This window comes from Dyella sp. OK004 (assembly GCF_900114495.1).
Taxonomy (GTDB): Bacteria; Pseudomonadota; Gammaproteobacteria; order Xanthomonadales; family Rhodanobacteraceae; genus Dyella_D.
Genome location: NZ_FOZI01000002.1, coordinates 1,077,844 through 1,100,024 on the forward strand (window position 1 = coordinate 1,077,844; position 22,181 = coordinate 1,100,024).

At 59.8% G+C, this 22,181-nt stretch carries 17 protein-coding genes; 15 read left to right on the forward strand and 2 right to left on the reverse strand.

Going from position 1 to position 22,181, the window contains the following annotated elements:
* Position 1: 1 nt before the first annotated feature.
* The 3 genes from BM338_RS11445 to BM338_RS11455 are packed head-to-tail and all read left to right on the forward strand — an operon-like array spanning position 2 to position 2,380.
* Positions 2-805: an ABC transporter ATP-binding protein gene (locus tag BM338_RS11445; protein WP_090451264.1), complete on the forward strand. Its 804-nt coding sequence runs from the start codon at positions 2-4 to the stop codon at positions 803-805.
* A gap of 1 nt (position 806) precedes the next feature.
* Positions 807-1,745 carry an MlaD family protein gene (locus BM338_RS11450; RefSeq protein WP_090450993.1) on the forward strand — a complete coding sequence of 313 codons (939 nt, stop codon included), beginning with the start codon at positions 807-809 and terminating at the stop codon, positions 1,743-1,745.
* Entirely contained in the window at positions 1,742-2,380 is a 639-nt protein-coding gene (locus tag BM338_RS11455) for an ABC-type transport auxiliary lipoprotein family protein (RefSeq protein WP_090450994.1), read from the forward strand. Before BM338_RS11450 ends, BM338_RS11455 begins: the two co-directional genes overlap by 4 nt.
* On the opposite strand, the gene BM338_RS11460 is transcribed toward BM338_RS11455, so the two are convergent.
* Together BM338_RS11460 and BM338_RS11465 are read right to left on the reverse strand one after the other, a co-directional pair.
* On the reverse strand, positions 2,381-3,013 hold the full coding sequence (locus BM338_RS11460) for an alpha-ketoglutarate-dependent dioxygenase AlkB family protein (RefSeq protein ID WP_090450995.1): 633 nt from the start codon (positions 3,011-3,013) through the stop codon (positions 2,381-2,383).
* A 5-nt stretch (positions 3,014-3,018) separates the two neighbouring features.
* Positions 3,019-4,416, reverse strand: coding sequence for an amidase (locus BM338_RS11465; RefSeq protein ID WP_090450996.1), 1,398 nt, complete (start codon positions 4,414-4,416; stop codon positions 3,019-3,021).
* A 202-nt stretch (positions 4,417-4,618) separates the two neighbouring features.
* Between BM338_RS11465 and BM338_RS11470 the strand changes: the two genes are divergently transcribed.
* From BM338_RS11470 to BM338_RS11525, 12 genes are all read left to right on the forward strand, one after another.
* Positions 4,619-6,220 carry an electron transfer flavoprotein-ubiquinone oxidoreductase gene (locus BM338_RS11470; RefSeq protein WP_090450997.1) on the forward strand — a complete coding sequence of 534 codons (1,602 nt, stop codon included), beginning with the start codon at positions 4,619-4,621 and terminating at the stop codon, positions 6,218-6,220.
* Positions 6,221-6,304: 84 nt separating this feature from the next.
* Positions 6,305-8,317 carry a glycosyltransferase gene (locus BM338_RS11475; protein WP_255367274.1) on the forward strand — a complete coding sequence of 671 codons (2,013 nt, stop codon included), beginning with the start codon at positions 6,305-6,307 and terminating at the stop codon, positions 8,315-8,317.
* Between the two features lie 49 nt (positions 8,318-8,366).
* Positions 8,367-10,424: a glycoside hydrolase family 99-like domain-containing protein gene (locus tag BM338_RS11480; protein ID WP_090450998.1), complete on the forward strand. Its 2,058-nt coding sequence runs from the start codon at positions 8,367-8,369 to the stop codon at positions 10,422-10,424.
* A 106-nt stretch (positions 10,425-10,530) separates the two neighbouring features.
* Positions 10,531-11,277: an electron transfer flavoprotein subunit beta/FixA family protein gene (locus tag BM338_RS11485; RefSeq protein WP_090450999.1), complete on the forward strand. Its 747-nt coding sequence runs from the start codon at positions 10,531-10,533 to the stop codon at positions 11,275-11,277.
* Positions 11,278-11,298: 21 nt separating this feature from the next.
* On the forward strand, positions 11,299-12,243 hold the full coding sequence (locus tag BM338_RS11490) for an electron transfer flavoprotein subunit alpha/FixB family protein (protein ID WP_090451000.1): 945 nt from the start codon (positions 11,299-11,301) through the stop codon (positions 12,241-12,243).
* Between the two features lie 210 nt (positions 12,244-12,453).
* Positions 12,454-13,914 (forward strand): UbiA family prenyltransferase, encoded by a 1,461-nt coding sequence (locus BM338_RS11495; protein ID WP_090451001.1) that lies wholly within the window; start codon positions 12,454-12,456, stop codon positions 13,912-13,914.
* Complete coding sequence (locus tag BM338_RS11500; RefSeq protein ID WP_090451002.1) at positions 13,911-15,215, forward strand: FAD-binding oxidoreductase; 1,305 nt, start codon at positions 13,911-13,913, stop codon at positions 15,213-15,215. Before BM338_RS11495 ends, BM338_RS11500 begins: the two co-directional genes overlap by 4 nt.
* A 2-nt stretch (positions 15,216-15,217) precedes the next feature.
* On the forward strand, positions 15,218-15,955 hold the full coding sequence (locus tag BM338_RS11505) for an SDR family oxidoreductase (RefSeq protein ID WP_090451003.1): 738 nt from the start codon (positions 15,218-15,220) through the stop codon (positions 15,953-15,955).
* Positions 15,956-15,960: 5 nt separating this feature from the next.
* Complete coding sequence (locus tag BM338_RS11510) at positions 15,961-16,911, forward strand: NAD-dependent epimerase/dehydratase family protein (RefSeq protein WP_090451004.1); 951 nt, start codon at positions 15,961-15,963, stop codon at positions 16,909-16,911.
* Positions 16,912-17,345: 434 nt separating this feature from the next.
* The gene (locus BM338_RS11515) at positions 17,346-19,724 is read left to right on the forward strand and encodes a hypothetical protein (RefSeq protein ID WP_090451005.1); all 2,379 of its coding nucleotides are present in this window, start codon (positions 17,346-17,348) and stop codon (positions 19,722-19,724) included.
* A 354-nt stretch (positions 19,725-20,078) separates the two neighbouring features.
* Entirely contained in the window at positions 20,079-21,380 is a 1,302-nt protein-coding gene (locus BM338_RS11520) for an NAD(P)/FAD-dependent oxidoreductase (RefSeq protein ID WP_090451006.1), read from the forward strand.
* 1 nt (position 21,381) lies between these two features.
* Positions 21,382-21,774 carry a GtrA family protein gene (locus BM338_RS11525; RefSeq protein ID WP_090451007.1) on the forward strand — a complete coding sequence of 131 codons (393 nt, stop codon included), beginning with the start codon at positions 21,382-21,384 and terminating at the stop codon, positions 21,772-21,774.
* Positions 21,775-22,181: the final 407 nt, after the last annotated feature.

Consider the following 22,181-nt stretch of genomic DNA (forward strand, 5'->3'; position numbering starts at 1 on the left):
CATGCCCGCTGCTGCACCGGCCGACGACGACGTAATCCAGGTGCGCGACCTGACCAACCGCTTCGGCAGCCAGATCGTGCACGAACATCTGAACCTGGACGTGCGCCGCGGCGAAATCCTCGGCGTCGTCGGCGGCTCCGGTACCGGCAAATCCGTCTTGCTGCGCACCATCGTCGGCTTGCGCCGCCCAACCTCCGGCCGGGTACATGTGTTCGGCGAGGATCTGCTGTCCCTTTCACCGGAACGCCGCTCGCAAGTGGAGCGCCACTTCGGTGTGCTGTTCCAGAACGGCGCGCTGTTCTCGTCGCAGAATATCGCCGAGAACGTCGCGATGCCGCTGATCGAACATGCCGGCCTCAAGCGCGTCGAGGCCGAATCGCTAGCCGGGGTGAAGCTTGCTTTGGCCGGCTTGCCGCAAGGCACCGAACGCAAATATCCGTCCGAGCTGTCCGGCGGCATGGTGAAGCGTGCGGCATTGGCCCGCGCGCTGGCGCTGGACCCGGAGATTCTGTTCCTGGATGAGCCCACCGCCGGCCTGGATCCGATCAGCGCAGCGGCCTTTGACCAATTGATCCTGACCCTGCGCAACGCGTTGGGGTTGACCGTGTTCCTGGTCACTCACGACCTGGACACGCTCTACACCATCTGCGACCGCGTGGCCGTGCTGTCGCAGAAGAAAGTACTGGTGTGCGACCGTCTCGAAGTGGTGGCTGCCACCGACGATCCCTGGGTGCAGGCCTATTTCCATGGCCCGCGCGGACGCGCCGCATATCAAGCCGCCGAAGCAACGCGAGAGGTGAACTGAGATGGAAACCCGAGCCCATCATGTGTTGATCGGCCTGTTCACGGTGATCGTGGTGGCCGTCGCCCTGTTGTTCGGCACCTGGCTGGCCAAGTCCAGCACCGACAAGCAGTTCAACGAATACGAGGTGGTTTTCAACGAAGCGGTTACCGGCCTGTCGCAAGGCGGCGCGGTGCAATACAACGGCATCAAGGTCGGCGACGTCACCCAGCTCAAGCTCGATCCGAAGGACCCGCGCCGCGTGCTCGCCCGCATCCGCGTGGGCGCCGACACCCCGGTACGCCAGGACACCCACGCCAAGCTGGCACTTACCGGCGTCACCGGTATGGCCATCATCCAGCTCAGCGGTGGCTCGCCCAACAGCCCGGCACTGGTATCCAGCGATGGCCATGCGCCGGTGATCGTGGCCGATCCGTCACCGCTCAGCCGCCTGCTCACCAACGGCGAAGACGTGATGACCAATATCAACGACGTGGTCTCGCGCGCCAACCAGCTATTGTCGGAAGACAACGTCAACCGTATCAGCCGCACGCTGGATCATCTGGACAAGGCCACCGGCGCCATCGCCGACCAGCGCGACGACATCCGGCAGCTGCTCCGCCAATTAGCCGAAGCCAGCAAGCAGGCCAATGCCACGCTGGCGCAGACGGAACAGTTGGCGCACAACGCCAACGGCCTTATCGACGTGCAAGCGCGCGCCACGCTCGATAGCGCCAAGAACGCGATGGCCTCGCTGGAACGCTCCACCGCCGCCATCGACCACTTGCTTAACGACAACCGCGCCGCACTCAATGGCGGCATGCAGGGGCTAAGCGAACTTGGCCCGGCGGTGCGCGAACTGCGTGACGCCGCTGGTTCGCTGCGCGGCATCTCGCGCAAGCTCGACGACAACCCGGCTGGCTTCCTACTCGGCCGCGACCGCAGCAAGGAGTTCGTGCCATGAGGATCGCCATCCGCCCCGTATCCCGCGTGATCGGAGTGCTGTCGCTTGCCTGGCTGGCCAGCTGCTCAGTGCTGCCCAAGGCCGAATCACCGGACATCTATCGCCTGCCTTCCACCGCGCTGCCACATGCCCAGATTGCCGCGGTGAACTGGTCATTGCGCATCGACACCCCGCAAGCCGATCGCAGTATCGACAGCGCCCGCATCGCCGTGCTGCCGCAGGGCGATGTCGTCAGCGTGTATCAAGGCGCGCGCTGGAGTGATCGCGTACCCACCCTGCTACGCAACCGCTTGCTGGAAGCCTTCCGTGACGACGGACGCATCGCCGCGCTCAGCAGCGACGATATGAACCTGCAGGCAGACTATGCGCTCAGCGGCGATCTCACCGCCTTCCAGTCTGAATACCGTGGCGGCCAGCCGGTGATCGTGGTGCGCTACGACGCCCGCCTGGTCCACAACAGCGGCCTGCGCATCGTGGCAACGCATCGCTTCGAGATCAGCCAGCCGGTGAGTGGCACGGCTGTGCCTCAGGTGGTCGCAGCGTTCGGCCAGGCCGGCGACACGCTGGCCAATCAGATCGTGGAATGGACGCTGCAACAGCGCACGGATGCGGCCGGACACAACGCATCGCCCTGATCACGTATCTCTTGGATGTATCCAGCGAAACGTGAGGTTGAGCCGCGCGCCTGTGGCGGCGCGCGTCCGCGGCAGATCGTGCTGATAGCACCGCTGCGTATCTCCGGCCATACATAGCAGGCTGCCGTGCGGCAGAACGATGCCGTAGATCTCTCGCTTTCCGCCTACCGATGTGCGCTGGCGCAGGCGAAAGCGCCGCTCCGCGCCCAGGCTCAGCGAGGCAATCACCGGCTGCTGTCCCAGTTCTGACTCGTCGTCACTGTGCCAGCCCATCGCGTCCTGTCCATCGCGATAGAGATTGGCCAGCACGCTGTTGAAACGTGCTGCGCAAGCCACCTCCACCCGCTGGCGCAACGTCATCAGGGTGGCATTCCAGGGGCGTGGCTCGAAGCGCGTGCGCGAATAGACGTAGCTGGCATCGGCATCGCCGATCCAGCAGCTCAACCTGGGCGAATCCACCTCGCGGCCGAAGATGCGGATGCGATGGGTTTCCCAAGGAATCGATTCGCGCAAGTCCCCAAGCAAGCCATCCGCCTCACCTGGATCCAGCCACTGGGGAATCCAGCGCAACTGTGCGCCCGGCAAGGGAATCGGCTGCCACGCTTTCGTCTGATCGTCGCCGAACAAGCTCATGGCGATCAGGCGATGACGGGATAGGCCGGCTCCACATCCAATGTGGCCGCGCAGACCGCCGCCAGCTCCAGCAGGCGCAGATCCGAACCACGTGCCCCCACCATCTGCAGTCCTACTGGCAAACCATTCGGCAATTGGCCCATCGGAATACTGACCGCAGGACAGCCGGCGAGACTGGCAAAGCTGGTGAGGTCTGCCTGCGAATCCGGCACCGGGCCATCCAGCGGAAACGCCCCCTGAGGCGTGGTGGGCATGACCAGCACATCTACCTGGGCGAACAGGCGGCGCATTTTCAGCGTGGCCGCATCCAGCACGCGATCCGCCACTGCATAGTCCGCTGCGCTCTTGCTGGCGGCATAAGAGAGCATCTTGCGGAAGCGAGGGGAGACCGGGTGCGCGGTGTCAGCCAGATCGTCGGCGAAGGTGCTGAGCATCTCCGCTTCCATCAGGAACAGGCCGGCGCGACGGGTGCGGGCGAAATCCCAGTCGCTGAAGTCGACTACACGACGCTCACCCAGTTCACGCGGGAGCTGCGCCAGCGTCTTTTCAAACACCTCGATGACCGCTGGCTCCACACCTACGGCAGCAAGATCCGGCAGCAGGCCGCAACGCAGATTGCCCGGCTCCCAGTCCGGCGGCGCGAAGGCTACACGGCGGCGGCGCGAGCGCGCGTCGTCCGCGTCGTAACCGGCCAGCACCTGCAGCAACACCGTGAGATCGTTGGCACTGCGCGCGAGCAGGCCCACCGCATCAAGCCGCCGCGCCGCCGGCACCAGCCCGCGCGCGGAGATTTCGCCGTGGGTGGGTTTAAGCGCGTATATGCCACAGTAGCTGGCCGGGATGCGGATCGAGCCGAGGCTGTCCGAACCGATCGCCGCCACCGCCAACCCGGCGGCCACCGCCGCTGCGGCACCACCCGAGGAACCACCAGCGGTATAACCGTGACGATGCGGATTGTGGGTGGGGCCGAAATGCGGGTTGTCGGTCACCGCACCCAGCGCGCCTTCATCCATATTGGTCTTGCCGATCAGCACGGCACCCGACGCGCGCAACCGGGCTACTGCATGCGCATCCGTATCTGGCACGCGCGTGCGGCCCGGCAGGCCCGCACGCGTGTTCCAGCCAGCCACATCGAAGTTGTCCTTGATGGCAACCGGAATCCCATCCAGCCGGCCGATAACCCCATCGCGGCGCCGGTTCTGGGCAGCCCCGGCCTGCTCCTGCAACATGCTTGAACTCAGGCCGACAAAGGCATTGAGCTGTGGATTCAGACGGTCGATCGCCTCCTGGTACACGTCGGCCAGCGCCTGCGGCTGGACCCGGCCAATGGCAAGCCAGTGCAGCAGTTGGCAGAGGGTGGCGCGGCGCAGGTCATATGCGGAGATCGGCGGTAGTTGGTTCATGAAAACTCCCTTTCGAACGGCTTCGATTATCACCGTCTGTGGTGAAAGCTTTGCAAGCGGTATCGCACCATGCGTTGCCGCACAGTGCGCGAAAACGGACAATGGCGCACTGAGGTGGCCCGGGCCGCCCCGGTTGCCGCTTGTACAAACAAGCGCTACCGATGCCAGCCATTGAAGCCAGCCAAGACTTTTGGAGCACGCCATGAGCGAACGCGAAACGATGGAATACGACGTGATCGTCGTCGGTGCCGGCCCTGCCGGCCTGGCGTTCGCGATCCGGCTCAAGCAGCTCAAGCCCGATGTCAGCGTGTGCGTGATTGAGAAAGCCTCCACCATCGGCGCGCAGATCCTCTCCGGCGCAGTGATCGAGCCGCAGCCACTGGATGCCCTGCTGCCCGGCTGGCGCGACAACCCGCCGCCGATCTGCGTGCCGGCCACCGAAGACGAATTCTGGCTACTCAGCAAAACCGGCGGACGCAAGCTGCCGGTGCCCCCGGGCATGCACAACCGCGGCAACTTCATCGTTTCGCTCGGCGCCATGTGCGCCTGGCTGGCGCCCCAGGCGGAAGCGCTCGGTGTCGACGTATTCCCCGGTTTCGCCGCCGCCGACACCGTCTATAACGAGGATGGTTCCGTCGCCGGCGTGCGCATCGGCGACATGGGCGTAGCAAAGGACGGCTCGCACAAGCCCAGCTACACCCAGGGCATCGACATCAAGGCCAAGGTCACCGTATTGGCCGAAGGCGCGCGCGGCAGCCTCACCAAACAGCTGATCAAGCGCTTCGCGCTGGACAAGGACAGCGACCCGCAGGGCTATTCCATCGGCATCAAGGAACTGTGGCAGGTGCCGGCCGGGCGCGTGACGCCAGGCAAGATCGTGCACAGCTTCGGCTGGCCGGCTGACAACCATACCTATGGCGGCAGCTTCCTGTATCACCTGGACAAGGACCGCATCGCCCTTGGCTACGTCAGCGGCCTCGACTACAGCGACCCGAACTACCAGCCGTGGGAAGCCTTCCAGCAGTGGAAGAACCATCCTTCGGTCAAAGCCTTGCTGGACGGCGGCACCATCCTCTCTGCCGGCGCCCGTGCCATCGTCACCGGTGGCTACCAGTCGCTACCGAAGGTGGAGATGCCCGGCGCCCTGCTGATCGGCGACACCGCCGGCCTGCTCAACGTGCCCAAGATCAAGGGCACCCACCAGGCCATCAAGAGCGGCATGCTGGCCGCAGAGCATCTCGCCGCCAACGGACTCGACCCTGCTGGCTTCGATGCCAAACTGCGCGGCTCCGACGTGATGGCCGAACTCAAGAAAGTGCGTAACATCAAGCCCGCTTTCAAAAAGGGCCTGTGGTTCGGCATGCTCAACGCCGCCTGGGAAACCGCCACCGGTGGCGCCTCGCCGTGGACGTTGAAGAACAAGGCCGACTGGTCCTCGCTGCACAAGCTTGGTCAGCAGGAAGAACCCGAGCGCGACTACGTGCAGCGCGATCTGGCGCCGCGCGACCGCTTGGCCGGTGTGTACTTCGCCGCCACCGAGCACGACGAAGACCAGCCGATCCATCTGCACGTCGCCGACACCTCCATCTGCGTCACCAAATGCGCCGAAGAGTACGGCAATCCCTGCCAGCGCTTCTGCCCGGCCAACGTCTACGAGATCGTGCAGGATGAAGCCGGTAAACGCTTGCAGATCAATGCCGCAAACTGCGTGCATTGCAAGACCTGCGATATCAAAGACCCGTACCAGATCATCAACTGGGTAACGCCAGAGGGTGGATCGGGGCCGAATTATCAGAACCTCTGACTAGAGGGCATTGCGCTGTCCGCCCGACTTACTTGGCGCTTCAAACGCCTGAATTATGCGCTGCAGCGCTTCCGCGGTAGCGTGGTGCTGCGCGGCTGGCGCGGCACGTTTGCCCGTGTGCGGCAGGAATTCGAGCGTCGCCCGACACTCGACGACTCACTGCACATCGAGCCTCTTGAAGTTCCGTTCGAGCCGTTCGCGTTACCCACGTCGGAACAGCCACTGGTTTCGGTGATCATTCCCGTCCATGGCAAGGTGGCGTACACGCTGGCCTGTCTGCGATCGATCGTGCGACATACGCCGAATGTTCCGTTCGAAGTGATCGTCGTCGACGACGCGTCGCCTGACGACACCGCCGAACGACTCGGCCAGATCAGCGGCCTGCGCTTGCTACGCAATGAGCACAATCTCGGCTTTGTCGGTAGCTGCAATGCTGGTGCCAACGCTGCACGCGGCGAATCCCTGTTGTTCCTCAACAACGACACGCAGGTCACGCATAACTGGCTGGACGGCCTGCTGGGATGCTTCGGCGATCGCGACGACTGCGGCATTGCGGGTGGTCGGCTTGTGTATCCCGATGGACGACTTCAGGAAGCTGGCGGACTGGTGTTCGCCGATGGCAGCTGCTGGAACGTGGGCCGATTCGAACAACGCGATGCGCCCGCCTGGCGCAGTCGCCGCGAGGTGAATTACGTCAGCGGTGCATCCTTGATGATCCGTCGCGCCGTGTTCGAGCACGTGGGCGGTTTCGACATACGCTATGCACCCGCCTACTACGAGGACACCGATCTCGCTTTTGCTGTGCGGGAGCTCGGGCTGAAGGTGTATTACGAGCCTTCGAGCACTGTGATCCACTGCGAAGGCATCAGTGCTGGCACCGACCTGCATGCCGGCATGAAGCGACATCAGGTGACGAACCAGGCGACGTTCTCCGCCAAATGGGAAAAGGCGCTAAGTATTCAACCACCGGTAGGCACTTCGGTGATGCACGCGCTGAACTGGCGTCGCCGCGGCCGCATTCTTGTTGTGGACAGCATGACGCCCGAACCCACGCGTGACTCAGGATCCTTGCGGCTGAGCGCGATCCTCCGGCTGCTCGACGAACAGGGCTGGGCCGTATCGTTCCTTCCGGATGACGGACGCGCAACTGACGAGGAAATCCGCACGCTCGGTGCGCTGGGAGTCGAAGTCCTGTGTCGCCCGTGGGTTTCCGATCTACCGCACTGGTTGCGCGCGCACGGCCACGAACTTCGTGCTGTGATGCTTTGTCGCCACACCGTTGCCGGCCAGTATATGTCGCTGGTACGCAAACTGGCGCCCAAGGCACGCTTGCTATTCGACACCGTAGACCTGCACTTTCTTCGCGAACGACGCGCCGCCGAATTGAGCGGCAGCGCTACGATGGCCCGCCAGGCGCAAGCTTCGCGCAAGAGCGAGCTTGCACTGATCGAACAATGCGACGTGACCTTCGTAGTGAGTCCGCATGAGCAGGCCCTCCTTGCCGCCGAACTACCTCATGCAAAGGTCGAGCTGCTGTCAAACATCCATGAGGTGCATGGTTGCCTTCGTCCCTTCCAGGGACGGAAGGACCTCGTCTTCATCGGCGGTTTTGGGCACCCACCCAATGTCGACGCCATACGCTGGATTGCGTCGGACATCCTTCCAGCCCTGCGCACCCGGCTGCCGGATATCACCGTGCATGTGATCGGCGACATACCTGATATGGCGCGCAGCGAGCTGAGCACCCCAGGCCTAGAGCTGCATGGGCGCGTCCCGGACCTCGCGCCCTGGCTGGCGGGTGCGTTGGCCTCACTGGCGCCGCTACGATTCGGCGCAGGCGTCAAAGGCAAGATCAACATGGCAATGAGCCATGGCGTGCCTGTGATTGCTACCGCAACCGCCGTCGAGGGCATGCAGCTGCGCCCTGGCATCGACGTACTGGTGGCGGAAAACGCTGTCAGCTTTGCCGACGCCGTGGTACGCCTATCCTCTGACGAAGCGCTGTGGTCGACGATGTCCCGGTATGGCTTGGACAACGTCGATCGTCATTTTTCGCCACAGGCCGCCAGCGCCACGTTACGTCGCGTGCTGGATTGATCCGTTCCGCCGCAATCGGGACCATTCCTGCACCACCTGGATAACGTCCATGCCGCTCTTCGATTTCGCGAAACGCCAAGTGTTCCAGCTGCTACGCGTGGGCTTCCGGCTAGTGCCCATGCCGGTGGCGACTCGCGATCGCTGGCGGCAACGCTTCCTTGACCGCTATGCGGGTCTGGTACCCGCGCCCCCACTCGGACGAGCACCCATCGGCGGTGCTCGTCGTCCGCTTCAGCGAGCGGCCGGCCATGCGGTCGGCTACATTCCCTATCGCAAGGGAATGCTTCCCCCGCAGCTACCAGCCACACTGGTCGCGTTCTACTTGCCACAATTCCATCCCATTCCGGAAAACGACGCTTGGTGGGGTGCCGGCTTCACTGAGTGGCGCAATGTGACGCGCGCGTTGCCTCAGTTCGAGGGTCATGCGCAACCACGCTTGCCCGGTGAGCTGGGTTTTTACGATCTGCGGCAGCCCGCCGTGATGCGACGTCAAATGGAGCTGGCCAGAGAATACGGCGTCGGCGCGTTCTGCACCTATTTCTACTGGTTCGCCGGCAAGACATTGCTGGAAACACCGCTGCGTCACTGGCTGTCGTACGCCGAGCTCGACCTGCCTATCTGCCTATGCTGGGCCAACGAAAACTGGTCGCGGCGGTGGGACGGACGCGCAGACGACGTGCTCATCGGACAACAGCACAGCGCTGAAGATGACATCGCCTTCATCAGCCACGTCGCGGCATATCTGAGGGATCCCCGCTACCTTCGTGTCGACGGCAAGCCCATGCTGCTGGTCTACCGTCCCGGCTTGCTTCCCTCGCCAAAGGACACCGCCGCACGTTGGCGCACTTGGTGCAAAGAGAATGGCATCGGTGACATCCATCTTGCCTACGTACAGAGCTTCGACCGCGTCGATCCGAGCAACATCGGATTCGACGCCGCCGTTGAGTTTCCGCCAAACAATGTCAGCCTTCCTTCCATCACCGCGACACAACAGTTGATCAATCCGGCCTTCGCAGGCGAGGTGCTGGACTGGCGGGAACTCGCCAACAGTGCCATGCGTACATCCACACCTACCTATCCGCTGTATCCGGGCGTCAATCCGAGCTGGGACAATGAGCCGCGGCGCAGTGGGCGAGGACGCGTGCTAGCCCATGCTTCTCCGCGTGGGTATCGCGACTGGCTGCGCCATGCCGTCGATGTAGCCAACGCGCGCGCGCCGCGCGCGCCCATGGTCTTCATCAATGCGTGGAACGAATGGGCGGAAGGCGCTGTGCTTGAACCTGACACGCGCCTTGGATACGCGTGGCTGGAAGCTACACGCGCCGCTCTACTGGAACCACGCAGAAACATAGACCCGCGCCCTTGCGTCGTCGTGCATGTGTGGTACGTGAATGTGCTGAACGACATCGCCGCGCAGCTGCGCAGCACACCTGTGAGCTGGCGCATCATCCTCACCACCGCTACCGGTCTGGAGAGCCAGGTCAGGGAGCGACTGAATGCGCTGAACCTCGATGCAGAGCTGGATGTTTTCGAGAATCGCGGGCGCGACGTGCTTCCGTTCCTGCATGTGGCCGACCGCTTACTCAACGAAGGCGTCGATATCGTCTTGAAACTGCACACGAAGCAATCGGTACATCGTGGCGATGGTTCGCAATGGCGCAACGAGTTGCTCCATGCCCTAGCTGCCCCAGATCGGGTGCCCAGGATTATGGATGCCTTCGCCGCAAACCCGCGCCTCGGCCTAGTGGCGCCTGAGGGGCACTCGCAGCCGCTCGATCACTTCTGGGGGGCCAACGAATCCAACATCCGCGCGCTATGTGTCCGTCTAGGTATTCCGCAGCCGGCGCCAGGCGCCGAGTTCGTCGCGGGAAGCATGTTTTGGGTGCGCCTGTCCGCCCTTCGCCCCTTGCTTGATGCGCACCTCGAACCTTGGGAGTTCGACGCTGAAACCGGACAGATCGATGGCACCACGGCACATGCTGTGGAACGCGCCTTCAGTCTGGCAACATCAGCGGCCGGCTTCGAGTCCGTGGACGCTGCCCGCGTATGCGGGCTCCCCTCCGATGGCCCCCAGGGGCCATATCCATACGCGCGCCGATCCGTCTAAGTGATTGGCTTGTAAGAACTTGGTGCGCGCATTCATACATATGTTTGAAGCTGGGTAGAATGGTCTTTTTCCGCCTGTTCGGCGGCTTATGGTGAAGGATCCTTAGATGAAGATTCTTGTCGGTTACAAGCGTGTCGTGGACTACAACGTCCGCATCCAGGTGAAGCCCGATGGCACAGGCGTGGTAACGGATGGCGTGAAGCTTTCCGCCAATCCTTTCGATGACATCGCGCTTGAGGAAGCACTGCGCCTGCGTGAAAAGGGCGTAGCCGAGGAAGTGGTCGTAGTGGGCATCGGCCCAGCCGATCTCACGGCCCACCTGCGCAACGGCCTGGCCATGGGGGCCAATCGCGCCATCCATGTGGTCACCACCGATGCCGTGCAGCCGCTCACCGCCGCCCGTGTGTTCCAGAAGCTGATCGAGAAGGAACAGCCCGGTCTGGTCATCCTCGGCAAGCAGGCTATCGATGACGATGCCAACCAGACTGGCCAGATGTTGGCCGCGCTGTGGGACCGTCCGCAGGCCACTTTCGCCAGCAAGGTCGAGATGGCTGACGGCAAAGTCAAGGTGACCCGTGAAGTGGACGCCGGCCTCGAAGTGATCGAAGCCGAACTGCCCGCCGTGATCACCACTGATCTGCGCCTCAACGAACCACGCTTTATCAAGCTGCCGGACATCATGAAGGCCAAGTCCAAGCCGATCGACACCATCGAGTTCGCCTCACTGGGCGTGGAAGCCAACGACCACCTGAAGACCACGCATTACGCCGCGCCGGCCAAGCGCAGCAAGGGCGTGCTGGTGAAGGATGCGGCCGAACTGGTCGCGGCGTTGAAGCAGAAGGGTCTGCTCTGAGCAGCCTAACGGAGACATGACATGAGCAAGATCCTCGTCATCGCCGAGCACTTGGGCGGTAAGCTGAATTCCTCCACCGCACGCGCTGTGAGTGCCGCGGCGGCCATCAAACCGGAAGCCATCGACGTGCTGGTGCTGGCCGACAACGCCGATGCCATCGCCGCCGATGCGGCCAGAATCGAGGGCGTGAGCCGCGTGCTCACCATCGCCCGCGCCGAAAACGCACATCCGCTCGCCGCCGTGCTGGCACCGCAGATCGCCAAGGCGGCAGCGGGTTACAGCCACGTATTCGCGCCGTCCACCACGTTCGGCAAAGACGTGCTGCCGCGCGTGGCCGCCCTGCTCGGCGTCGCCCAGGTGAGTGACGTGATGAACGTGGAGGGCAGCCACACCTTTAAGCGTCCGATCTACGCCGGTAATGCCATCGTTACGGTAGAGGCCGACGCGGGCAGTACCGTCGTCGCGACCATCCGCACAGCTTCGTGGGCTGCTGCGGCGAGTAGCGCGAACAGCGCACCGGTTCAGAGCCTGAATATCGATGTCGCCCTGCCCTCACACACGCGCTTCGTTGAACTGCAGTCGGGCAAGAGTGATCGCCCGGACCTACAAAGTGCCAGCAAGGTCGTCTCCGGTGGCCGCGGTGTGGGTTCGAAGGAAAACTTCGAGATTATCTACAAGTTCGCCGACAAGATTGGCGCTGCTGTAGGAGCCTCACGTGCAGCCGTCGACGCGGGCTACGTGCCGAGCGATCTGCAGGTGGGTCAGACCGGCAAGATCATCGCGCCGGAGCTGTATATGGCCATTGGTATTTCCGGCGCCATCCAGCATCTCACCGGTATCAAGGACGCTGGCACCATCGTCGCCATCAACAAGGACGGCGAGGCACCAATCTTTGAAATCGCCGATATTGGCCTAGTCGGGGACCTGTTCAAGATTATTCCCGATCTGGCACAAGCCCTGGGCTGACCCCTTGCATGACGGCGGCCTTGGCCGCCGTCATCATTTTTTCCTGCAAGTGGCGCCCACTGCGACCCAACGTAACCAGGCGAGCTGCCGGCATTCAGCCCGGTAGGGCGTGTTCCAACCCTGTCGTAGTAACATGCCCGCGCGCATTTTCGTGCGCCCATGCCGGGGGCTGAATCGAGGGTCCCGGCATGGATCGAATCTAGGGGCATCATGGAAAGCTTATCTGTCAAAGCTAGGGCGGATCGCCCCCCACCAGAGTGCGTGCCGCTTTGTGTCGACCTCGACGGCACCCTGATCCGCTCGGACTTATTGGTCGAGTCCGCGCTGGCCTTGCTGTCGCACAATCCCCTGTCCATTTTCCCCATGTTGGGCTGGCTGCTGCGCGGCAAGGCCCATTTGAAGCGAGAGATCGCGAGCCGGGTCAGCCTGGACCCGACCCATCTCCCCTACAACACCGATGTCCTCGCCTGGGTCAGGGAACAACAAGCCGTACGCTCCGTCGTACTCTGCACCGCCTCCGATGCTGAACTGGCAGAGGCCGTCGCCACCCACGTGGGAGGCTTCGACGCAGTCCTGGCCAGCGATGGACAGCGCAATCTCTCCGGCAGCAATAAAGCCCAGGTGCTGGTGGAGCAGTACGGTGAAGGCGGCTTCGACTACGTTGGCAACGCCAGTGTCGACCTCAAGGTGTGGAAGTACGCCCATGCGGCAGTTACAGTGGAATCAGGCACTTCGCTAAGCCAGGCGGCGGCTCGCCTTACGACGGTGGAAAAGCGCTTTGAGCTTCCCGTCGCGGGCTTGCGCCACTGGGTGAAAGCGCTTCGTGTGCACCAATGGATAAAGAACGCGCTGGTCTTCCTACCGCTGCTCGCCGCCCACCGCCTTTTTGAAGTCGATGCGGTGCTTGCAACCGTCCTCGCGTTCGTCTGCTTCAGCCTGTGCGCATCCAGTGTTTACATCACAAACGACCTGTTGGATCTCGGATCCGACCGCCAGCACCATCGCAAGAAGAATCGGCCCTTCGCGGCCGGCCATCTACCGTTGGTTGCGGGACCTATCGTTGCCCTGGGTCTGCTGATCATCAGTTTTGGCCTGGCCACCCTGCTGCATGAAATCTTCGTGGGCGTCCTCGCCGGCTACTACGTCCTGACGAGCGCCTACTCGTTCCGCTTCAAGCGCGTCGTCATGCTCGACGTCGTGGTCCTCGCCACGCTTTATACAAGCCGCATCATTGCCGGTACCGCAGCCATCCATACAAAGCCGTCGTTCTGGCTACTGGCATTCTCGATGTTCCTGTTCCTCAGTCTGGCCATGGTGAAGCGCTACATTGAGCTGCTGTCCGCACAGAAGGCAGGCAAGATCAACGCGAGTGGCCGCGGCTATGACATCGGCGACATCCCGCTCATCCAATCGCTGGGCGCCGCGAGCGGCTATCTCTCGGTGCTGGTGCTTGCGCTATATATCGACAGCCCTGACAGCCGGATCCTCTATCACCACCCGCATTATCTATGGCTCCTGTGCCCGGTTCTTCTTTACTGGATCAGCCGCACATGGGCTATTGCGCATCGCGGCATCATGCATGACGACCCAGTGGTCTTCGCAGTCACCGACAGACTGAGCCGCGTATTGCTGGTGATGGCCGCGCTCGTCATCCTTTTTGCTATCCAATGAGCAAGGTCGGGCAATCCTGGGGGCGCTACCCACAAGCGAACCAGACCGTCGTCGCACTCGCGGACCGGCACGCGACGCTGCCCACGCTGCCAGACTTAATGTTGCCGCACGGCAATGGCCGTAGCTACGGCGACAGCTGCCTCAATGACGGCGGCATGCTGCTGCATGCCCGTCCCATGGATCGTTTCATAGCGTTCGACGCGCAAATGGGCGTACTGGAATGCGAAGCAGGTGTGCTCTTTTCCGACATCCTGGATCTCGTAGTACCGCAGGGCTGGTTCCTGCCCGTCACGCCCGGCACCAAGTTCGTGACCGTCGGTGGCGCCATTGCCAACGACGTGCATGGCAAGAATCACCACAAGGCAGGTACTTTCGGACGCTATGTGGTGGAGTTCGAGCTGCTGCGCTCCGACGGTAGTCGTCGCCTTTGCAGCCCGGAGCAGCATCCGGAGTGGTTCGCGGCGACCATCGGCGGCCTTGGACTCACAGGACTGATCACACGCGCAAAAATCCAGCTTCGCCGCGTAGCCGGTCCGTGGATGAGCGGCGAAGTCTATCGCTTCGCAGACCTGCCTGGCTTCTTCCGCTTATCGCAGGAGTCCGACCGCGATTACGAATATACGGTGGCGTGGATCGACTGCGTGAGCCAGGGCAAGGCGCTCGGACGCGGCATCTTCACTCGAGCCAATCATGCACCGTCTCATCCGGATGGCCGTCCAAACGCGCCATCGCGCCGCTTGCGCGTACCGCTGACGCCACCTGTTTCGCTGATCAACCCGCTCAGTCTGAGAGCCTTCAATGCGCTGTACTACCACAGGCAGCGGGAGAGCGTCAGTCACATCACGATGCACTACGAACCGCATTTCTATCCGCTCGACGGTATAGGCGACTGGAACCGAATCTATGGACCGAGCGGATTCATGCAGTACCAGTGCGTCGTGCCACCCAGTGAGTCGCTTGGATGCATGGAGTCGTTAGTAAGAACCATCGCCGCTTCGGGCCAGGGCTCGTTCCTCGCCGTACTGAAGCAGTTCGGTGACGTCCCTTCGCCGGGCATGCTGTCGTTCCCGCGTCCGGGCACCACGTTGGCGCTGGACTTTCCCAACCGTGGCGGCAGCACTCTCGCACTGCTCAACCGGTTGGACGACATCGTCGCGGCGGCAGGAGGCGCGGTCTACCCGGCCAAGGACGCGCGCATGTCCGCCACCTACTTCAAACAATATTTCCCCGCGTGGGAATCCTTCAGCCACTACATCGACCCGAAGTTCTCTTCCAGCTTCTGGCGCAGGGTCACGGAGTAAGCATGCAAAAGGTCGTCATCATCGGCGCCACATCCGCTATTGCCGAAGCCACGGCACGCCTCTACGCAGCGCGCGGAGCCCAATTATTCCTGGTGGCACGCAATGCCGCACGCCTCGACGACATTAGCGCTGACCTTCGCGTGCGCGGATCACAGGACGTCTTTCACGCCTCGCTCGACGTGAATGACCTGCATGAGCACGCCCGCGTGATCAATCAGATCTGGACGACGCTAGGGCATGTCGACGTCGCGTTGCTCGCCCATGGAACCCTGCCTGACCAGGTGCAGTGCGAAACGTCGGTAGACGTAGCGATGAAGGAATTCGCAACCAACGGCACTTCGACGATCGCCTTGCTGACGGCCATGGCATCACGGTTTGAGGCACAGCGCAAAGGCGTGATCGCCATTATTTCCTCTGTCGCCGGTGATCGTGGTCGCCAGAGCAACTACCTTTACGGCTCCGCCAAAGCAGCGGTCAGCGCATTCGCCAGCGGCCTGCGCCAACGTCTGTCCAAGGTCGGCGTCAACGTGCTGACTATCAAGCCAGGGTTCGTGGACACGCCGATGACACGCGACTTCAAAAAAGGCGCGCTCTGGGCCAAGCCCGATGGCATCGCTCATGGCATCGTGCGTGCCGCAGATCGGGGCCGGAGCGTGGTCTACCTGCCCTGGTTCTGGTTACCGATCATGCTGATCATCCAGCACATCCCCGAATTCGTCTTCAAGCGCATCAAGCTCTAACGCCCATGAACAAGATCGACAAGCACTCCAAGCTCGTGTTGACCGGCGCCGCTGGCCTAGTCGGACAGAATCTCATCGTCGAACTGAAGGCCCAGGGCTATTCCAACCTGGTTGCTATCGACAAGCACGAATACAACCTCGGCATCCTTCGCCAGCTGCATCCGGATGTCCAGGTGATTCACGCCGACCTCGCCAACGATGGCAACTGGACCGAAGCGGTCGCCGGCGCCGCCTGCGTGGTTCAGTTGCATGCACAAATCACTGGCAAGTACACCGAGCTTTTCACTCGAAACAATATTGATGCAACCAAACGCGTGCTCGATGCCGCGCATCGACACCACATTCCCTACCTCGTGCATATCAGTTCGTCGGTGGTGGTATCGGTCGCTGATGACGACTACACCAATACAAAGAAGGCACAGGAGAAGCTGGTCGTCGAAAGCAGTGTCAAGCATTGCGTATTGCGACCGACGCTGATGTTCGGCTGGTTCGACCCCAAGCATCTGGGCTGGCTGTCGCGCTTCATGGCAAAGACACCCGTATTCCCGATCCCCGGCGATGGTCGCTACATGCGTCAGCCGCTCTACGAGCGCGATTTCTGCCGCTGCATCGTGCGCTGCATCGAAACGCAGCCTGATGGCGATATCTACGACATAGTGGGCGATACCCGCATTGATTACGTGGACATCATCAAAACTATCAAGCAAGCCAAGCAGCTACACACTGCGATAGTGCATATCCCCTACGGCCTGTTCCACTTCTTGCTGCGTCTATACGCCGTATTCAGTGGCAAGCCACCCTTCACTGCCGATCAGTTGAAGGCTTTGACCGCAGGAGACGAGTTCCACGGCATCGACACAGAGAAGGTGTTCGGCTTTCGACAGACGCCGTTTGCAGATGCAATCAAAGAGAGTTATTGCGATCCGCGCTATAGCGAAATCGTTCTCAAACGATAGCGGCGTGGCGAAAACTTGAATTGCCTTGAAATAGCCGATGAGCAAAGAATGCAAATCATGATTTCGTCGATGCCAGTGCGCCCTCATGTCGCGCCCATCACGTCCGGTGCATCGCGATATCGCTGCCATCCAATACCAAAGCCGAATTATCGCAGTTAATCCTCTTCGAGAGACGCTGATATGCGACACCTAAGGATTACCGCTCTGCGCCTCTTGGCGATTTACCCAGAGGAGGCATCTACCTCGGCCACAGCTCAAAAGTGGATATTAATGGCTCAAACACCAACCACAAATCGCTACAAATCCCCCTTCTTGTCATGAGCGAGACAATAAGATCCAGCCTTCTCAGCATATGGCTACATTAGCAATTCTCATTTTAAATAAATGCCCGGGTTACCAGAGACAGTCAATCGCCTGAGCGCAGGAAGCTGACCATGACGACAAAAAGCATCAAAGAATACTTAGAGAAAATGACGCGCCTAGCCCAATGGCCAGTACGCATTCTCTTAATTATTGCCCTGGCTGCCGCGATTGTGCCCATTAGCCCCGGAATGCCAACGTCCGGGCTAGATGGCTCTTGGGGCTATGGAATGGGCGAAGCAGTAAAAAATAAGCTAGTCTTAGGCAAGGACCTAATATTCACCTTTGGGCCTTACGCGTCGATATACACGTCATCCTACAATCCTGCAACTTACTATTTTTCACTATTGGGCAGTGTCTACTTGGCATTGAGTTTTGCCATCCTGCTCCTCTACTTGCTTGCACGGCGATCACTACTTTTAAGCTTATTAGCGATTTTTTTTCTGTCTTGTAACGGAGGAGCGCCGGATGCCACATTGCTGCTATACCCTCTACTCTTATCACTATTTGTCTATCGACTTACCCTTCCCAGTGATGACTTGGAAAGCCTCAACATCGGCGAAGGCGCCGTCAAATACCTGATTATTGCCCTACTCTTTGGGGTCCTAGGCCTCATCCCCCTGATAAAAGGCTCTCTACTGATCTTAGCCTTCGCGATCGGTGGTTTGTGTGCGGCAAGGTTTTATATAGCCAGCAACTGGCGAATGACTGTAGTTTCCGTGGTCGCAGCCGCCGTCTCGTTACTCCTATTCTGGCTATTAGCCAATCAACCTATCAGCGGACTCCCCTATTATTTTATGAATATGCTTCCCATCATCTCGGGCTACACCGAGGCGATGAGCACAAAAGGGAAGACCTCGCAAATCAGTATTTATTTGATACCGTGGATCTTTTTAACGGCGACCATCATTATGCAACGGACGCTCATTTGGCGAAATAGATTTTACTTGTTGGCGGTGTTCGGATTATTTCTATTTATGGCTTTCAAAGCGGGCTTTGTCAGACATGACGCTCACGCCACCATCGCTGCAAGCGGGATTTTTTTGGCGGGTTTAGCGATATGTTTAGTACTAAGAAGTTATTGGCAATGGCCTGCGCTAGCACTGTGTACCTTGGCATGGTTTTCCATCTTCAATGCTTATTACCCCATCTCCACATCCAGCATGGTTACGCAAGCACGCAATACTTATGCCCGCCTAGGTGACGGCCTATTGTCATCGATACGAGGAACGCGAACATCGAAGACGGATTTTGAGGAGGCGCGTGGCCGCATGAACCGTGAGCACCCCATACCAGCGCTACGGGGCAGCTCCGATATTTATCCATTCGATCAGTCATATCTACTTGCCTCCAACAATACATGGTCTCCACGCCCAGTTTTTCAAAGCTATTCCGCTTATACGCCAAAGCTCGCTGAGGCGAATCGACTCCATCTCCTGGGGCCAACATCGCCGGATAATATCGTTTTCTCGCTGCAGCCCATTGACGAGAGACTGCCCACTTTGGATGACGGCCCCAGCTGGCCGGCCCTTATGGGTCTGTACAAACCAGCCCGCTACGAAAATGGGTTTATTTATCTAGAAAAGCGCGGGGCTAATGCGCACGTCCCCGACACGAGGCCTCTTCTGGAACAAGATCACGAAATGGCCGAGATCGTCGCGCTCCCCAACACCCCGCGCCCGATATTTGCTCAGATTCACATGAAGAGAACCTTCCTTGGGCGAATGGAGAGCATTCTTTTCAAGCCGGCACCGCTGCGCATCACGGTAAATCTCCTAGATGGCTCTTCTCATGATTACCGTTTCATACCCGGCATGGGAGAGGCAGGCTTTCTTCTATCGCCGCTAGTCGAGAACACCTCCGACTTCCTTTTATCATATGGGTCGTGGCAATACCTGGACAACAAAAGGGTTACTTCTATAAAGATCTGGGCGCAATCGAAGCAGTTATCCAGCTGGAGTGGATATCAATTAACTTTGAACGAATTGACGAATCAGGAACACGTAGCCATCAATTCGATTGTGAAGATGGTTACGCCAGCAGAAATTATAAGCAATGGACAGCCATTGAAGGACGCCGACTGCTTTGGCTCAATCGATTACATTAACGGGTCGTCACCTGCGCAGCATACGACCTCTTATTCAACAATGCTGTCTATTCAAGGATGGGTGGCAGAGACTCAAAATGATCCTGGTGATAAGAGTTTTGCGGCCACCCTTACCACTGAAACTGGCACAACATATGCCGCACCCATCGTTCGATACAAACGCCCCGACGTTGCCTCCTACTTCAAATCCGAAGCCCTAGAAGATTCAGGCTACCAGTCTTTTATTGATGTAAGTAAGCTCGACGATACAATCAGTGTCGGGCTCGCAAGGAAAAAGTCGGGCGAATGGGTAGCTTGCAGGCAATATCACTATCCAATTACGTTGAGAGCGACTAAAAGCAATTAACAGTTCAGTGCACCTAGCCAGAATGAGCGATGCAGCAGTACAAAACCGGCGCATGCTAGCGAATCACTTCGCTTTCACCAGCATGCATCACAAAGACGTAAGCCCCTCTCAAATGTTGAACGACAGGAAATAAGCCATTCTCATCGTCCGCGGCGAGCCACGAAGCAAGAGTCATTTCATCGTGGCTCGCGGGAGTGTGCTGTTATCACTTGTGGTTACGATCGGCGAACAGGTTTACCGCACCATGACCACGGAGAGCCAGAGCACGGTTTGGTGTGCACTGCAGAAGAACCGGTAGTCGTAGCTTGAAGCAGCAGTCATATAATTTTTCACGCGTTTCAGAAGAGAACATCCATGAAGAGTCAACGAATCGTCGTCCTCGGCGCCGGCCCCATGGGCCTGATGGCAGCGATGGAACTACTAAAACGCGGCCATGAAGTCGATATCTACGAGCGCGACGATCGCATCGGCGGCATGTCGGCAAGCTTCCATTTCGATGGCCTCGACATCGAGCGCTACTACCACTTCATCTGCAAGACCGACTTTCCGCTATTCGAGCTACTTGATGAGCTCAAGCTGTCCGACAAGCTTCGCTGGACAGACACTAAGATGGGCTTCTACTACAACGGCAAGCTGTACAAATGGGGCACCCCGACAGCCCTGCTGGCCTTTGACGGATTGGGCTGGATCGGTAAATTCCGTTACGGCTTGCACGCCATGTACACCAAAGGCATCAAGGATTGGCGCCCGTATGACCGCATGAACGCCACCGCGTGGTTGCGCAAATGGATCGGCGAGCGGGCCTATAACGTGCTGTGGAAGAGCCTGTTTGAACTCAAGCTGTTCGAATACAGCGAGAACATTTCAGCTGCCTGGATCGGCACCCGCATCAAGCGGGTCGCCCTGTCTCGCCGCAGCTTGATGCAAGAGACCATGGGCTACCTTGAAGGTGGCTCCGGAGCACTGCTTCAGAAGATGGAGAAGTTCATTCTCGAGCACGGTGGCCGCATCCACCTGAAATCCGGGATCGACCGGGTGGATGTGCGTGATGGCAAGGTCGCCGGCATTGTCGTAAACGGTGAATCCATCGCCTGCGACAGTGTCATCTCCACAGCCCCCATCCAATACGTACCGCGCTTGGTGCCCGATCTGCCAGCCGACTTCGTAAAGCGCATCGAGGCGATTAGGAACATCCCGGTCGCGTGCGTCATCTTGAAGCTCAAACAGCCGTTAAGTGAGAACTTCTGGATGAACATCAACGATCCGTCGATCGGGATCCCAGGTGTCATCGAATACTCGAATCTCAACAAGATGTCGCCGTCGATCTTATACGCGCCGTTCTACATGCCCAAGACGCATCCGAAGTGGAATCACAGCAATGATTCACTTATCGACGAAGTGATTGGATATCTGCAGAAGTTGAACCCGAGCTTCCGCGCCGACTGGGTGCTGGCGAAGCACTGTCATCGTTATGAGTTCGCCCAGACCATCTGCCCCCCGGGATTCTACGACATGCTTCCCAGCATGAAGACGCCCGTGGGCGGCCTCTACATGGCAGACACGGGTTACTACTATCCCGAAGATCGCTCGATCAACGAAAGCATCGAGGTCGCCAGGACCCTCGTGAAGACTGCTCTCAGCGAGACGACCCTCTGACATGAACAGGCAGTTCGTGCTGTTTGTTATGGCGGGTGGCGTCGCAGCATGCGTGAATTTCTTTTCGCGCATGCTTCTAAGCCACTGGCTGGCCTACAGCGTCGCCATTATCGTTGCCTACTTGCTGGGCATGATCACGGCGTTCGCGCTCAATCGTTTGCTCGTTTTCAAGCAGGTAAGCCACTCCATGCGCCATCAGGTTTTCTGGTTCACAGTGGTTAACCTTGCCGCCGTGCTGCAGACTCTTGCGATCAGCCTGCTCTTGGCCGACTGGCTATTTCCGCACTTTGGCTTTGTTAGGCACACAGAGACGATCGCACATGCCTTCGGGGTAGCGGTGCCCGTGGTGACCAGCTTTGTGGGCCACAAGTATCTGTCATTTAAAAGCGCTTGAGCTCTTTTCCAACCAGAACAGGTGCTATTACGGCAGTGTTCCAGCCGCCATTGGTAGCGGCCGCTCTAGCCGGAGCGGCGCCATGTTGACTGGCGCCCTGTTGGGGGCCCGGGGACCACGACCTTGCCGCCGCACTCTATACAGGCTTTGAAATACAAGGCGCAGGGGACTATCAGGCAAGCAACGTGACCCGCACACTCATAGGCCGGCCCTGGACTCAGCCCCTTTGCTCGCCAAGGCGTCACGGTGAGTGTCTTGTCATGCCAGATCTTAAACACTGTCCGTATTCGGCTGATTTCTTCTGATTTTCCGAGACAAGGGCATTACAATCAATCGCTTCCCGATGGCGACCTTGGGGCTGTCTCTGACCGCCTCTTGCCGAGGGCAGAAGGGACCGGGGTTCTACA

Coding starts and splice junctions, on each gene's coding strand:
- BM338_RS11445 (WP_090451264.1), top strand. CDS start 2: ATGCCCGCTGCTGCACCGGCCGACGACGACGTAATCCAGGTGCGCGAC.
- BM338_RS11520 (WP_090451006.1), top strand. CDS start 20,079: ATGAAGAGTCAACGAATCGTCGTCCTCGGCGCCGGCCCCATGGGCCTG.
- BM338_RS11500 (WP_090451002.1), top strand. CDS start 13,911: ATGAGCAAGGTCGGGCAATCCTGGGGGCGCTACCCACAAGCGAACCAG.
- BM338_RS11455 (WP_090450994.1), top strand. CDS start 1,742: ATGAGGATCGCCATCCGCCCCGTATCCCGCGTGATCGGAGTGCTGTCG.
- BM338_RS11505 (WP_090451003.1), top strand. CDS start 15,218: ATGCAAAAGGTCGTCATCATCGGCGCCACATCCGCTATTGCCGAAGCC.
- BM338_RS11465 (WP_090450996.1), bottom strand. CDS start 4,416: ATGAACCAACTACCGCCGATCTCCGCATATGACCTGCGCCGCGCCACC.
- BM338_RS11450 (WP_090450993.1), top strand. CDS start 807: ATGGAAACCCGAGCCCATCATGTGTTGATCGGCCTGTTCACGGTGATC.
- BM338_RS11525 (WP_090451007.1), top strand. CDS start 21,382: ATGAACAGGCAGTTCGTGCTGTTTGTTATGGCGGGTGGCGTCGCAGCA.
- BM338_RS11485 (WP_090450999.1), top strand. CDS start 10,531: ATGAAGATTCTTGTCGGTTACAAGCGTGTCGTGGACTACAACGTCCGC.
- BM338_RS11460 (WP_090450995.1), bottom strand. CDS start 3,013: ATGAGCTTGTTCGGCGACGATCAGACGAAAGCGTGGCAGCCGATTCCC.
- BM338_RS11495 (WP_090451001.1), top strand. CDS start 12,454: ATGGAAAGCTTATCTGTCAAAGCTAGGGCGGATCGCCCCCCACCAGAG.
- BM338_RS11470 (WP_090450997.1), top strand. CDS start 4,619: ATGAGCGAACGCGAAACGATGGAATACGACGTGATCGTCGTCGGTGCC.
- BM338_RS11510 (WP_090451004.1), top strand. CDS start 15,961: ATGAACAAGATCGACAAGCACTCCAAGCTCGTGTTGACCGGCGCCGCT.
- BM338_RS11490 (WP_090451000.1), top strand. CDS start 11,299: ATGAGCAAGATCCTCGTCATCGCCGAGCACTTGGGCGGTAAGCTGAAT.
- BM338_RS11515 (WP_090451005.1), top strand. CDS start 17,346: ATGACGACAAAAAGCATCAAAGAATACTTAGAGAAAATGACGCGCCTA.
- BM338_RS11480 (WP_090450998.1), top strand. CDS start 8,367: ATGCCGCTCTTCGATTTCGCGAAACGCCAAGTGTTCCAGCTGCTACGC.